This window comes from Streptomyces sp. NBC_00435, assembly GCF_036014235.1.
Taxonomy (GTDB): Bacteria; Actinomycetota; Actinomycetes; order Streptomycetales; family Streptomycetaceae; genus Streptomyces.
The window spans coordinates 4,560,225-4,573,464 of sequence record NZ_CP107924.1 but is presented as its reverse complement, the minus strand read 5'-3'; the positions used below and the strand labels follow the sequence as shown (position 1 = coordinate 4,573,464).

The 13,240-nt window shown below is 73.3% G+C and carries 12 protein-coding genes and 1 tRNA gene; 10 read left to right on the top strand and 3 right to left on the bottom strand.

All coding sequences use genetic code 11. The annotated features are described in order from the left end of the window. Positions 1-99 precede the first annotated feature (99 nt). Positions 100-564, top strand: coding sequence for a GatB/YqeY domain-containing protein (locus OG389_RS21035; protein ID WP_328300014.1), 465 nt, complete (start codon positions 100-102; stop codon positions 562-564). Between the two features lie 145 nt (positions 565-709). Here OG389_RS21035 and OG389_RS21030 read toward each other — a convergent pair whose 3' ends face one another. Then, positions 710-1,210: a hypothetical protein gene (locus tag OG389_RS21030; RefSeq protein WP_328300013.1), complete on the bottom strand. Its 501-nt coding sequence runs from the start codon at positions 1,208-1,210 to the stop codon at positions 710-712. A gap of 276 nt (positions 1,211-1,486) precedes the next feature. Between OG389_RS21030 and OG389_RS21025 the strand changes: the two genes are divergently transcribed. The 8 genes from OG389_RS21025 (at position 1,487) to OG389_RS20990 (ending at position 7,848) form a co-directional block, all read left to right on the top strand. Further along, entirely contained in the window at positions 1,487-2,425 is a 939-nt protein-coding gene (locus OG389_RS21025) for a metallophosphoesterase (protein ID WP_328300012.1), read from the top strand. 31 nt (positions 2,426-2,456) lie between these two features. Further along, positions 2,457-3,146, top strand: coding sequence for a Pr6Pr family membrane protein (locus OG389_RS21020; RefSeq protein WP_328300011.1), 690 nt, complete (start codon positions 2,457-2,459; stop codon positions 3,144-3,146). A gap of 40 nt (positions 3,147-3,186) precedes the next feature. Further along, positions 3,187-3,260: transfer RNA gene (locus OG389_RS21015), tRNA-Pro, on the top strand. Positions 3,261-3,392: 132 nt separating this feature from the next. Beyond that, on the top strand, positions 3,393-4,274 hold the full coding sequence (locus OG389_RS21010; protein WP_328300010.1) for a pentapeptide repeat-containing protein: 882 nt from the start codon (positions 3,393-3,395) through the stop codon (positions 4,272-4,274). A 133-nt stretch (positions 4,275-4,407) separates the two neighbouring features. Next, positions 4,408-5,469 carry a PucR family transcriptional regulator gene (locus OG389_RS21005; protein WP_328300009.1) on the top strand — a complete coding sequence of 354 codons (1,062 nt, stop codon included), beginning with the start codon at positions 4,408-4,410 and terminating at the stop codon, positions 5,467-5,469. 98 nt (positions 5,470-5,567) lie between these two features. Continuing rightward, complete coding sequence (locus tag OG389_RS21000) at positions 5,568-6,191, top strand: metal ABC transporter ATP-binding protein (protein ID WP_328300008.1); 624 nt, start codon at positions 5,568-5,570, stop codon at positions 6,189-6,191. Continuing rightward, the gene (locus OG389_RS20995; protein ID WP_328300007.1) at positions 6,188-7,078 is read left to right on the top strand and encodes a metal ABC transporter permease; all 891 of its coding nucleotides are present in this window, start codon (positions 6,188-6,190) and stop codon (positions 7,076-7,078) included. Before OG389_RS21000 ends, OG389_RS20995 begins: the two co-directional genes overlap by 4 nt. Further along, positions 7,021-7,848, top strand: coding sequence for an ABC transporter substrate-binding protein (locus tag OG389_RS20990; RefSeq protein ID WP_328300006.1), 828 nt, complete (start codon positions 7,021-7,023; stop codon positions 7,846-7,848). Before OG389_RS20995 ends, OG389_RS20990 begins: the two co-directional genes overlap by 58 nt. A gap of 105 nt (positions 7,849-7,953) precedes the next feature. Here the strand turns inward: OG389_RS20990 and OG389_RS20985 are convergent, their stop codons facing one another. Continuing rightward, the gene (locus OG389_RS20985) at positions 7,954-9,735 is read right to left on the bottom strand and encodes a class I adenylate-forming enzyme family protein (protein ID WP_328300005.1); all 1,782 of its coding nucleotides are present in this window, start codon (positions 9,733-9,735) and stop codon (positions 7,954-7,956) included. Next, a complete protein-coding gene (locus OG389_RS20980; protein WP_328300004.1) occupies positions 9,732-11,600 on the bottom strand; it encodes a CoA transferase in 1,869 nt (622 codons plus the stop codon). Before OG389_RS20980 ends, OG389_RS20985 begins: the two co-directional genes overlap by 4 nt. A 159-nt stretch (positions 11,601-11,759) precedes the next feature. On the opposite strand from OG389_RS20980, the gene OG389_RS20975 reads away from it, so the two are divergent. Continuing rightward, positions 11,760-13,070, top strand: coding sequence for an acyl-CoA dehydrogenase family protein (locus OG389_RS20975; protein WP_328300003.1), 1,311 nt, complete (start codon positions 11,760-11,762; stop codon positions 13,068-13,070). Positions 13,071-13,240 lie beyond the last annotated feature (170 nt).

Sequence of the window (13,240 nt, the reverse complement as noted above, 5' to 3'; positions counted from 1 at the left end):
TGTACGCGGGGCTCGCGGCCCGTCCGTACCGGGGCCCCGCGGCCCGTCCGCGGCGATATCGCGTTGACCGTGTTCGCACCCGAACGTTAAGAAGGACGCATGACAACGCTCAAGGCCAAGCTGCAGGAAGACCTCACCTCCGCGATCCGGGCACGCGACGAACTGCGTGCCTCGACCCTCCGTCTCACCCTGACCGCGGTGACCCGGGAGGAGGTGGCCGGCAAGGAGGCCCGCCAGCTCTCGGACGAGGAAGTCCTCAAGGTGATCGCCAAGGAGGCGAAGAAGCGCCGCGAGGCCGCGGAGGCCTTCGCCCAGGGCGGCCGGACCGAGCAGGCCGAGCGGGAGGTCGCGGAGGGTGAACTCCTCGACGCGTACCTGCCCAAGCAACTGAGCGACGACGAGCTCACCGCGATCGTGGCCCAGGCCGTCGAAGAGGCGAAGGCGGCCGGGGCCGAGGGTCCGCGGGCCATGGGCGCCGTGATGAAGATCGTCAACCCGAAGGTCGCCGGGCTCGCCGAGGGCGGCCGGGTGGCGGCCGTGGTGAAGCGGCTCCTCACGGGCTGAGCACGACGGGGGTACGGCGGAGGGGCCGGGTGCGACGCACCCGGCCCCTCCGCCGTACTGTCCGGCCTTCCGCCGTACTGTCCGGCCCTCCGCCGTACTGTCCGGCCTTCCGCCGTACTGTCCGACTGGCGCCCTGCCGTCCGGCCTAGTACCAGGCGGTGCAGTACTGGTCGCCCGACGGGTTGGTGGCGCAGGCGCGCATCATGTGGGTCGACGGGTTGTAGTACATCGGCGTACGGGTCGCCGTGTAGTTCGCACCGGACGCCGCGGACCAACCGCTGGCGTAGCCGTAGCGCACGCCGAGGCCCCAGGCGCAGGGGGAGCCGCCGCTCTTGGGACAACGGTCGACGGAGACCTTCCAGTTCTCCGCGCCCGAGGCGTTGGGGAAGCGGAGCCGGCCCCAGCTGTACTGGTCACCGTCGGTCTTGCCCCAGCGCAGTTCGAGGGTGAAGCTGCTGCCGACCCCGTCCGGGCCGTAGGTGGTGTTCGGCCCCTCCTGCCAGCTCTGGATGTTCGGGTCGTGGCCGTCGCAGCCGAAGCCCGTGCACCCGGCGGCCGCGGCGGACGTCGCCATGGTGAGTCCGAGTACGAGGGCGGCCAGAATCGTGCCGATGACTGACGCCGTCCTGGAAACTGCTTGCTTCACGCTTCCCCCAAAGATCCGTGTTGCCTGGCTGAAATCCGGTTCACCTTAGGTCCCCAACCGAACGTGTGATCAAGTGATTTTCCGCCACATCCACATCGCCTGACCGGAACCCATCCATTCACTCCCACCCCACCGACCACCCTGCTGTCGTTGAGCTGCGGCAATGCGGCCCACCCGCACGGACCACGGAGAACCACATCGCGCCGGAATGGCTTGTATTCGACCATCCGGTGACCGAACGGCGATCCACGGGCCCAGGTCTGCGAACATGAGGACATGCGTGCGCGTTACGGAGTACCCCTGAAGGTCACCGCCGGGATCGCCGCGGCTGGGGCCGCCGGCCTGGCCTATGCCGCCGGTTTCGAAGCGCGGTCCTTCCGCCTGCGCCGGGTCACGGTGCCCGTGCTCCCGCAGGGGATGCGCCCACTGCGCGTCCTGCAGGTCTCGGACATCCACATGGTCGGCGGTCAGCGCAAGAAGCGCGCCTGGCTGCAGTCCCTGGCCGGGCTGCGCCCCGACCTCGTCGTGAACACGGGCGACAACCTCTCCGACACCGAGGGCGTGCCCGAGGTCCTCGACGCGCTCGGCCCCCTGATGTCCTTCCCCGGTGTGTACGTCTTCGGCTCGAACGACTACTACGGCCCCCGGATGCGCAACCCCGGGCGCTACCTGATCGAGAAGACCCAGGGCCGGCACGGGCTGAACGGCAACGCGCCGGTCGTCGGCGCCGTCCACAACCCGTGGGAGGGAATGCGGGACGCCTTCGACGCGGCGGGCTGGCTGAACCTCACCAACACCCGGGGCCGGCTCAAGCTCGACGGGCTGGAGCTGGCCTTCACCGGCCTGGACGACCCGCACATCAAGCGCGACCGGTACACGAAGGTCGCGGGCGGGCCGGACACGGACGCGGACTTCTCGATGGCCGTCGTCCACGCCCCGTACCTGCGCGTCCTGGAATCCTTCACCGCCGACCGCTACCCGCTGATCCTGGCCGGGCACACGCACGGCGGGCAGCTGTGCATCCCCTTCTACGGGGCGCTCGTCACCAACTGCGACCTGGACACGAAGCGCGTCAAGGGCCTCTCGACCCACGAGGCGGAGGGGCAGCGCGCGTACCTCCACGTGTCGGCGGGCTGCGGCACCAACCGCTTCACCCCGGTGCGGTTCGCGTGCCCGCCCGAGGCGACACTGCTGACACTGATTCCGAAGGCCTAACGCGAGCCCGTCCGCCGAGTACGTTGACAGGATGATCACACCCGCCGCGCTCCGCCTCCCGACCGTCGCCTTCCGCGCGCTGATCGCGGCCGCGGCCCTCACCGGCCTCGTCATCGAGTGCGCGTACGGCAGTGTGCCCGTCGTCCTGAGCTTCTTCACGATCTGGACGAACATCCTGGTCGCGGTCGTCTTCGCGCTCTCGGCGGTCCGCGCCCACCGGCGCGAACCGGACGTGGCACCCCTCTGGCGGGGCGGCGTCCTCCTCTTCATCCTGATCACCGGGCTGGTCTTCCACCTGGTCCTGGCCAACCCGTCGAGCCCGTTCAACGTGGTCGAGGACCTGGCCGAACTGTCCGGAGCGAAGGCCGTCGCCAACCAGCTCCTCCACACGGTCACCCCCATCGGCGCCGTCCTGGACTTCCTCCTCCTGACCACCCCCCGCACCCTGCATCCGCGCTACGCCGCGCAGTGGCTGGCGTACCCGCTGCTCTACGTGGCCTTCGCCCTGGCCCGCGGCGCCCTCCTCTCCCCCGACGTCCCGTCCCGCTACACGTACCCCTTCATCGACGCCGCCCAGTACGGCTACGCCCGGGTCGCACTGAACGCACTGGTCCTGGGCGCCGCCTTCTACGCCCTCGGCCTCGCCCTGGTCCTGGCGGACCGCTACCGCCCGCCACGCGAAAACCGGATTTCGTCTCCGGCCGAGGGTCCGCTAGAGTAATCGATGTCGCCAGGGCAGCAAGCGCTGCAGGGGTGGACATCGGGGTGTAGCGCAGCTTGGCAGCGCGCTTCGTTCGGGACGAAGAGGTCGTGGGTTCAAATCCCGCCACCCCGACTTCGTAAGACCAGGTAGGGGCCTGATCCACTTAGTGGATCAGGCCCCTTTTGGTGTTTGGGCGGCCGGCTCCGCGGCGTGCCTCGGCGTGGGCGTGCTTCGGGGCGTGTGGGCGTGGACATGAATCCGCGCATGAAGCGCACCCTTCGGGCGGCTGCCCTCCTTCTCGTCTCGGCCGGGTACCTCATGCTGATGTGGCGGGGGCCGTGGATGATCGACGGCGGTCATCTGCGGACGCAGAACCTCCAGCCGGCCGACGGTGTGATCGTCACCGGGTTCCGGACCACCCTGGTCGCCATCGGGGCCGGGGTCATAGCCTGCCTGGGCCTGTACTACACGCACCACTCCCTGCAGCACACGCGCGCCCGGGACCGGGAGCAGGCCGAGCTCACGCGCGAAGGTCAGGTGACGGACCGCTACGTCGAGGCCATCAAGCTGCTGAGCGGCGACCACCCGACCCAGCGCCTCGGCGGCATCTACAGCCTCGAACGGATCATGCGCGACTCGGCGAAGGACCACACGACGGTCGTCGCGGTGCTCGCCGGGTTCGTACGGCAGCACGCGCGCCTGCCGGAAGGCGGCGCACCGGGATCCCGGCCCGTCGACGAGGAAGTGCAGGCCGCCCTCACCGTGCTGGGCAGACGCCCCGTACGGGACGAGCCCTCCCGGCTGGACCTCCGCCGCACCAACCTCCGGGGTGCCGACCTCACCAACGCCCGGTTCGGCCGCGCCCGCCTGGCCGACTGCGACCTCAGCCACGCCGATCTGCGCGGTGTCGACCTGGAGAACGCCTGGCTCCCCGGGGCCGACCTGACCGGCTCGATCCTCACGAAGGCCGTGCTCAGCAGGGCCAACCTGCGCGGGGCGGGCTTCGACGGCACCGTGCTCTCCGGTGCGCGCCTCCGGGACACCGACCTGCGCGGCACCGATCTGCGCCAGGCCCAGGGGTACGACGCCGAGCAGGTCGGGACGGCCCGCACCGACGCGACGACGGGGCTGCCCGCCTCGGAGTGATCCCCCGCCGGCGCCTGACGCGGGTTCCTGACGCCGGGTGACGGCCCGTCGTGGCGGTCTGCAACCCTTGACGCTCGCGCGTCGAGAGTACGGAAGCAGTCCGCTGAGCGACCGTCAGGAACCCGGAGGAACCATGGCAGTCCGTGAGATACCCGAGGAGTGTCTCGACGGGTACCTGCCGATCCTGGCCGAGGTGTGCGCGACCGGGCGCCGGCTCACCCGCGGCGAACTGGAGTCGCGCCGCGCCGTGGGAGAACGGGCCGCCGAGGCCGGTTACTCCCTGCGCGACCTGGTGCGTGCGCACCTGGTCACGACCCGCACGGCCTGCCCCGGACTCTCCCCCACCTCCCTGGACCGCGTCCTGGCCACCGTCGAGCAGGTCGTCGACGCGCTCGCCGAAGGCCACGAGCGCGCACAGCTCCTGGCCGTACGCCAGGAGGAGGCCGCGCGGCGGGAGTTCATCGACGACCTGCTCCAGGGCCGCCGCGACCCCGGACACCTCGCCGAGCGCGCCGAACGCTTCGGGCTGTTGCTCTCCCACACCCACGCGGTGGCGGTCGCGAGCGGTCCGCAGGCCTACGACGACGCCCATCCCGCCATGCGGAGCGTGGAACGCGCCCTCGCCGGACGGTTCGGGAACCGGCGGATCCTGCTCACGGCCAAGGACGGGCGGCTCCTGTGCGTCGCGCCGGGGGACCAGGACGACGTCCTCGTGCACTTCGCCGAGCAGGCCCGCGCGGCGACCCGGGACGCCCAGGTCGCGATCGGCCGCGCGCACCCCGGAGCGGGAGGCGTGGTCCACTCGTACGAGGAGGCACTGAACGCCCTCGGCCTCGCCGGGCGCATGAACCTCGACGCCCCGCTGCTGCGCGCCGCCGACCTGCTCGTCTTCCCCGTCCTCACCCGGGACCGGCAGGCCATGGCCGACCTCGTCCTCAGTGCGCTGGGACCGCTCCAGAAGGCCCGGGGCGGAGCGCAGGTGCTGCTCGACACCCTCGCGGCGTACTTCGATTCCGGCTGCAACGCGGCGCAGGCCGCGCGCCGGCTGAACCTGAGCGTGCGGGCCTTCACCTACCGCCTGGAACGCATCCAGCAGCTCACCGGCACCAGTACGGCCGACCCGGTGCAGCGCTACGCCCTGCAGACGGCAGTGATCGGAGCCCGGCTGCTCGACTGGCCCGCCCGGGAGTTGTGAACCGAACGGACCTCGTAGCCGATCGCTGGAACTGGAGGCTCCCGCCCCCCGACTAACACCGGGTGGGGACGGGACCGGTGACAGCGGAAGGGCGTGGGATGGGCGGGCTGGACGTGCGGATGGAGGGGGTGGCGTGCCGGCACGGCCGGGTCGAGGCCGTCGTCGGCGTGGACCTGGAGATCGCGGCCGGTGAACGCGTCGCCCTGACCGGGACCAACGGATCGGGCAAGACCACCCTGCTGCGCGCCGTGCTCGGGCTGCACCCCCAGGTCAGCGGCAAGATCCTGGTCGGCGGCCGCGACGCCGACGCGGCCTGGCGGCGCCGGGCCTGCGCGTGGATCCCGCAGAAGCCCGCCGCCGGACGGTTCCCGCTCCTGGGCCGTGAGCTCCTCGCCAGCAGCGGGGACCCCCGGGCGGCCGCCGAGGCCGCCGAGCGGCTGGGCGTGGCACCGCTGACCGGGCGGGCCCTGCACACCCTGTCCGGAGGCCAGCTGCAGCGGATGTACCTGGCCCGGGCCATCGGATGCGTGGCCGCTGGGGCCGGAGTGCTGCTCGCCGACGAGCCGACCGCCGCCCTGGACTTCGCCGGGCAGGACGAGGCCGCCGACGTCCTGGCCGCGCTGCCCGTGACACTTGTCGTCGTCACGCACGACCGGGCCCTCGCGGAACGCTGCGACCGGGTACTGGAGATGGCCGCGGGCCGGCTGCGGGAGGTCCGGTGAGCGCCACCCTGGCGGCCGGCGCCGACCTCGGCACCCTGCTGCAACTGGTCCCCGTACAGCGGGCGGGTTTCGCCCTGCTGCTGGCCGCCGTCGGGCTGCCCGTGATCGGGGTGGTCATCGTCGGGCTGGACATCATGCCGGTGCGCTTCGCGATGATGCACGTCGCGCTGCTGGGCATCGCCGTCGGACTGCTCACGGGACTCGACCCCATGCTGTGCGCGCTGGTCGCCTGCGCCCTCGCCGGGGCCGGTGTCGCGCCGCTGGCCCGGACGCCGGACGGGCTGTCGGGGGCGATGGGGCTGCTGATGAGCCTCGCGATCGCCGCCGCGCTCCTGGTCCTGGCGGTCTCCGGGGTGAACGCCTCCGGCGCCTTCGCCCTGCTGTGGGGGTCGATCCTGTCCGTCGGGACCGCCGATCTGGTGGTGCTCGGGGCACTGGCCGTCCTCGTACCCGGGCTGTTCTGGTGGCGGCGGCGCGATGTGGCACTGCTGCTGTACGACCGTGAGCTCGCCCAGTGTTCGGGCGTGCCGGTGCGGGCGCTGACCGCGGTGCTGCTGGTGCTCGTCGCGGTCGCGGTCGCCGGGGCCATCAAACTCACGGGCGCCCTGCTGGTCGACGCCCTGACCCTGCTGCCCGCGCTGGCCGCGCGCCGGCTGGGCACCTCACTGAAGTCGATCACCGGATGGGCCGTGGCGATCGGCGTCTTCGTGAACCTGACCGGCTTCCTCATCGCACTTCGGCTGGACTGGCCCCCCGGTCCGGTCCTCGTCCTGACCGCGGGGGCACTCGTCCTCGCGGTGCACCTCGTACCCGAACGGAGAATCAGCTCATGGCGTCGCGAACCCGCGTCCGCAGCACTGCCCGCAACACCCTCCTCCTCACACTGACTTCGGCACTGGCCGCCCTGGCGACCGGCTGCGGCAGCACCGACGAAGCGGGGGCCGCCGGCGGTGCCACCCCCGCCGAGGGGGGCAAGCCCGTCGTGGTGGTGACGACCACCTGGGAGGGTGCCTTCGCGAAGGCCGCAGGCGCGCAGGACGTCAAGGTGATCGTGCCGCAGTCCGTGCACCACGCTCCGGACTACGACCCCAAGCCCTCCGACCTCGCCGCCGTCGCCGCGGCGGACTTCGTGCTGTACGCGCCGTTCGAGCCGTACGCCGCGAAGATCAAGGAGGCCGCCGGTTCGAAGGCCGAGCTGGTGGAGGTCGCCCTCGACAACGACGCCGACAAGGTCAAGGCCGAAGTCGCCCGGCTGGGCAAGCTGTTCGGCACCCAGGAGGCCGCGGCGAAGTGGACGGCGGCCTTCGACACCGAGTACGGCAAGGTCGCCAAGGACGTTCAGGCCGCCTGGCCCGGCGGGAAGAGCCCGGCGGTCGTGAGCCAGGTGTTCTCCACCTGGTCCGCGAAGCTGGCGGGCGCCACCACGGTCGGTACGTTCGGCCCCGAAGCGGTCACCCCGGCGCAGCTGGCCGAGCTGTCCGGGAAGAAGCCGGCTCTGGTGCTGGACAACGCGCACATGTCGACCGGGACGGTGCTGCCCGACTCGGGCGCACGACAGGTGGAGATCGTCAACTACCCGGGCGCCGACCTCGATCTGCTGCCGGTCTACCGCAACGCGGGGGCAGAGCTGAAGAAGGCCATGGGGAAGGCTGGATAACTGCGAGCGCCCCGGCCGGGCATGGGCCGGCCGGGGCGGGCTGAGCAGGGCCGGCTGAGCGGAAAGCGGGCGGGGCGGGCCACTTCGGGCCCGCCCCGCCCTCGGTTACGCGCCCGCCGCGCCCACTGCGGACACCGCGCCCACTGCGGACACCGCGGCCGCGGTGCCGGCGGCCACGGTGTCGGGTCCGGTATCCGGGGCGGCACCCGCTCCGGAGCCCGCCAGCCTCGCGCGCAGGGCCGCGCGGTCGGGTTTGCCGGCCGGGGTCAGCGGCAGCTCCGTCAACACCAGCAGGCGCTCCGGGTGCTTGCGCCGTTCGAGGCTGTGCCGCGTGAGGTGTGCGCCCAGCGAGTCGAGGGTGAGGGGCAGGCCTCCGCCGCGCGGGACGACGCAGGCGGCGAGGCGCTCGCCCATCAGCTCGTCCGGCACTCCCACGCAGACGACGTCGCGGACCCGATCGTGGGAGGACAGCACCCGTTCGACCTCGGCGGGGCTGATGTTGGCGCCCCCGCGGATGACGACGTCCTTGAGGCGGCCGACGACGTGCAGGACCCCGCCCTCGTCGATGAGACCGAGGTCCCCGGTGCGGACCCAGCCCCCGGGGGTGCGGTAGCGGGCGTCCAGATCGGGTGAGGCGACGTAGCACATGGGGGTCATGGGGCCGCGCGCGATGATCTCCCCGACCTGCCCGTCCGGGAGCGGTTCGTGCGTCTCGGTGTCGGCGATGCGGATGTCGGCGACCCGGGGGTCGGGACGTCCGGCGGCGATGCCCGCGCCGGCACCCGGACCGTCGGTCACCGCGGTGAGCCCGGTGTGGCAGTTGACTCCGTCGGCCGAGCCGTAGAGGTTGACCACCGGGCAGCCGAAGGCGCGGCTCGCGCTCTCGGCCGTGGTCTCGTCGAGGGGCGCGCCGCCGAGGACCACGGCGACGGGCGCGGGCAGCGGCGGAACGGCCCCGGAGCCCGCCGCTTCGGCCTCCGCCGCCTCCGCCTCCAGCCGGTCGAGCATCATGCGGATCATCGTCGGCACCCCCAGGACGTGGGTGGGGCGGTGTTCGCGCACCGCCGCGAGGGCCGCCTCCGGGGTGAAGTGGTCGAGGACGATCAGGGTTCCGCCGTGCCGGGCGAGGGTCACCGCGGTGCCGCTGGAGCCGAAGGCGGAGGCGAGCGGGACGAGGAACAGGCAGCGGGGCGGCGTACCGTCGGGCATCAGCGAGGCGAGGAAGTTGCCGCGGCCGCCGGCGAGCGCGTTGTGGGAGTAGGCGATCATCTTCGGCTCCGCCTCCGAACCGGACGACACCAGGATGCGGGCGGCGCTGTCGGGGTCGGGGCGGGCGGGGACGAAGGCTGCCGGGTCGGAGCGGAGCAGCATCGAGAGCTGAATCGTTCCTTCAGGTGCTGTACCCGCCGGTCCGGCGGCGATGACATGGCGCAGCGCGGGCAGCTCGGAGAGCAGGTCGCGCAGTTCGGCGGCGTGGTGGCTGCCCCGGTGCTCCACGGCGGCGATGACCGCCACGGCCTCGGCGCGGCGCAGCAGGCAGCGGGCCTCCTGGCCGCCCCGGCCCACGGGGAAGGGCAGGGCCACCGCTCCGAGCGCGGCCAGGGCGAGGTCGGCGATGACCGCGTCGCGCCCGCTGGGCAGCTGGACACCGACCACGTCGCCCGGCCGTACGCCGAGGTCCGCGAGGCCGGTGGCCAGACATCGCACCTTGCGGTCGAGCGCGGTGTAACAGAGCTTGCCCTTGGCGTCGATGATCGCGGTGCGGTGCAGATCGGCGATCTGGCGGGCCCGGAAGAGGCTGTAGAGATCGAGGTCGGGACAGGTGCCGTCCACGACCCACGACCGGCGGAGGTCCACGGGCAGTAGATCGTGCAGTGCGACGGTCATACGAAGCTCCAGGGGTCGGGAACGGCGGGGGCACCGTGCGCGTCCCGGCTGATCGAGCCGGCGAAGCGCGGGTCGTGGTGCAGGTCGGCCAGGTCGGTGGTGACGGCGGTCGCGCGCAGGCCGTGCGCGCGCAGCGCCCGTACGGCGTCCACGGTGGACAGCCCGGCGAGGCCGCGGGCGGTGGCGGCCCGCGCACAGGCCGCGGCGTCCGCGTCCGCGGGGGCGATCCAGCCGTCGGCGGTGCGCAGGGGCGTACGGAACCCGGCGGGCCGGCGGATGCGCTCCCCGCTCCGGGCGCGGCGCAGGGCCGGGGCGACCAGCAGGTCGGAGGCACCGAGCAGCGAGGAGTCGACGCGGACCCCCAGTCCGGTGCGTTCGCGCAGCAGCAGCCCCGCGAGGACGGCCTCGGCTCCGAGCAGCCCGCCCATCACGTCGAGCAGGGTCATCAGCGACGGCGCGGGCACCTCGCCCTCGGGCCGGGCGGCTTCGCCGACGCCGGTGCGGGCCTGGACCATGAAGTCGGTGCCCATCGGGGCATCGGCGATCCTGCCCGTGCCCCAGCCACCGGTGTACGCGTACACGAGCGCGGGGTTCGCCCGCGCGAGGTCTACGGAGTCCAGCCCGAGCTCGGCCGCCTTCCCCGGAGCCCAGTTGTGCAGGAACACGTCGGCTCCTGCCGCCAGCTCCCGCAACCGGAGCCGGTCCCCGGGGGACTTGATGTCGATCTCCACGGCGCGCTTGCCCCGGTTCAGCGCCAGCCAGCGGGCGGAAACCCCCGAGCAGGCCGGCGGCATACCGCGCAACGGGTCGCCGCCGGGCGGCTCGATCCGCACGACCTCGGCGCCGAGCAGCCCCAGCAGATGTGCGGCGAGCGGCGCCTGTACCCGGCGGCCGGCCTCCAGCACCGTCATCCCCGAGAGCGGGCCCGCGGCGGGGGGCGCCGCCTTCGACGCGTGACGGCCGGGGCCAGCGGGGCCGGCGGGGCCGTACGGGGCCAGGGTCCAGGGGACGGCCCCGTCGTCCTCGGCGGCCCGCTCGGCCAGGCTCCGCAGCCGGCAGACCTCGGCCCCCGAGGCCGAAGCCGCGTCCCGGATGCGCTGCCAGCCGTGGGCGCGGGTGGTGGCGTGCAGCGCCTCGGGGAACGGGGCGCACGCGGTGGCGTACCGGAACTGGAAGGGCCGCCAGCCGGCCCGCATCGCGTCGGCGGGGGCGTCCAGGGCGCGCCAGAACCCGGCCCAGGCACCCGGGTCCAGGGTCTCCAGCTCGAAGAGGGTGCCGTCGGCCGCGGTGAAGGGGGGCCCGCCCGGCGCGAGTTCGGCGGCTTCGCCCTCGTCGGCGCCGCTCGCGGCGAGGTACTGGGACACGACCAGCAGACCGGCTCGGTCCACGTAGGTGCGGGCGTGGGCGGAGGCGGCCGGGCCGCCCCTGGCTTGGGCCAGCAGGCCTGCGAGCAGCGCCTGCGTGGTGAGGACGGCCGTCGCGGTGACGGCGTAGTCGACGGCGAGGCCGCGCGGCAGGCCGTCGCGGCGGCCGTGGACGGCCATGATCCCGGTGGCGGCCTGCGCGGTCGCCTCGTCGGTAACGGGAGCGCCCGTGGGGTCGGAGGGGCCCGACGACCAGGCGACGATGGCGCTGGCTTCGGAGCCGGGGCCGGAGCCGGGGCCGGAGTCGGGGCCGGGGCCGGAGTCGGTCAAGGTGATGCGGGCCGCGCCCGCGTCATCCCCCGTGGCCTGCCCCGGGTCCGCGACGGCTCCCAGCAGCCTCAGGTGCCCGGCCACCGGACCCGCGAGCGCGGTCGGTCCGGAGGCGGTGAAGCGCAGCCCGTCGAGCGGCCGAACGGTCTGGGTGACGGCTGGTGACGCCATGCCTCTCCTCTTCTTCCGGCCCGGCGGTGGACCGGGGCCGCAGGTGATCCGTACACGGGAACCAAGGGGCGTGCCCGCCCGACCAGTTCCACGGGAAGGCAGTCGCACTGCCGTTCCCACGGGTTCCCGGCGGGCTGGAGGAAAGTGGTGGAGTACCGAGTGACGGACAACGAAGGCGGCCCGGGCACCGGCCACACCCGGTCCGGGTCGGAGTCCGGGTACGGGTACGGGTCGGAGTCCGGGTACGAGTCGGAGTCCGGGTACGAGTCGGAGTCGGAGTCGGAGTCGGAGTCGGAACTGCGGGAGCGGGTGGACGCGTTCGTTCGCGAACGGGTCATGCCGTGCGAGCCCGTACTCGACGCGGGCGGCCCGGCGGCGGCCACCGCCCTGCGGGAACTCCAGGCCTCGGCGAAGGAGGCGGGCCTGTGGGCGCTGCCGCTCCCCGCCGAACTGGGGGGCCAAGGAGTCGACCTCTCCCGGTACGCACGGTTCGCCGAGGCCGAGGGGGCGAGCGACCACGGACCGGCCGCCCTGGGATCGGCTCCGCTGCTGGACGCCACGATGCTGTGGCGCCACGGCAGCGACCGGGTGCGCACGCTGTACCCCCGGCGCCTGACGGCCGGCGAACTGCGCGCCTGCTATGCCATGACCGATCCGGAGACGCCGGGTACCGACCCGTTCCTCACGACCACGCGCGCCGTCGAGGAGCCCGACGGAAGCTGGACCCTGACCGGACGCAAATGGTTCACCTCGCACGCCGCCGAGGCCGACCTGGTCACCGTCCTGGCCCGCACCGACGGGCAGCCGGGCGACCGTACGGGACTGTCCCTCCTCCTCGTCCCCACCTCGGCCCCGGGCTTCCGCGTGGTGCGGGAGCTGCCCGTGCTGGGCGCGTCCGGCCAGTGGGAGATCGAGTTCGACCGGGTCCACGTGGACGCCGACCACCTTCTCGGGGAACGCGGCCAGGCCCTCGCCATCGCCGCGGAACGGCTCCAGCTGGGCCGCACCCTGCGGTGCCTGCGCTGGCTCGGACAGGCGCAGCGCGCCTTCGACCTCATGTGCGCGCGCGTGAACTCCCGTACCGGGTCGCGCGGTCCGCTGGGCGGCCACCAGCTGGTCCAGAGCCACGTCTTCGAATCACTGCTGGCGCTGCGCACCACCCGCCCGATCGTCCACGAGGCCGTGGCACGGATCGCCGCCGGGCTCGACGCGCACGTCGAGGTGGGCCTGGCCAAGGTGGCCGCCGCCCGAATGCTCCAGCAGGTGACGGACGCGGCCATCCAGGTCCACGGCGCAGCGGGCCTCGGCCCCGACACCGCTCTCCCCGCCCTCTACCGCTCCGGCCGCACCGCCCGCATCCTCGACGGCCCGGACGAACTCCACATCACGGGGGTGGCCCGGCGGGTTCTTGGGGGGTATGGGGGTGTGGGGGGTGTGGGGGGTGTCGAGGGGTATCGGGGGTTGTCCTGAACGGGGGCTGCGGGTTGGTCGGTGGCGTTGACAGGGTCCGGGGGGAGCCCGGCAGTCCAGTGTCCTTTCGGCGCGGGCCGGCCCGTCAAGGGCGCTCCTCCTTCGTCGTCGCGTCGCTGCGCGATGGCCTTCGGCCACCCTTGACCGACCGACCCACCCCGAAACGCCAC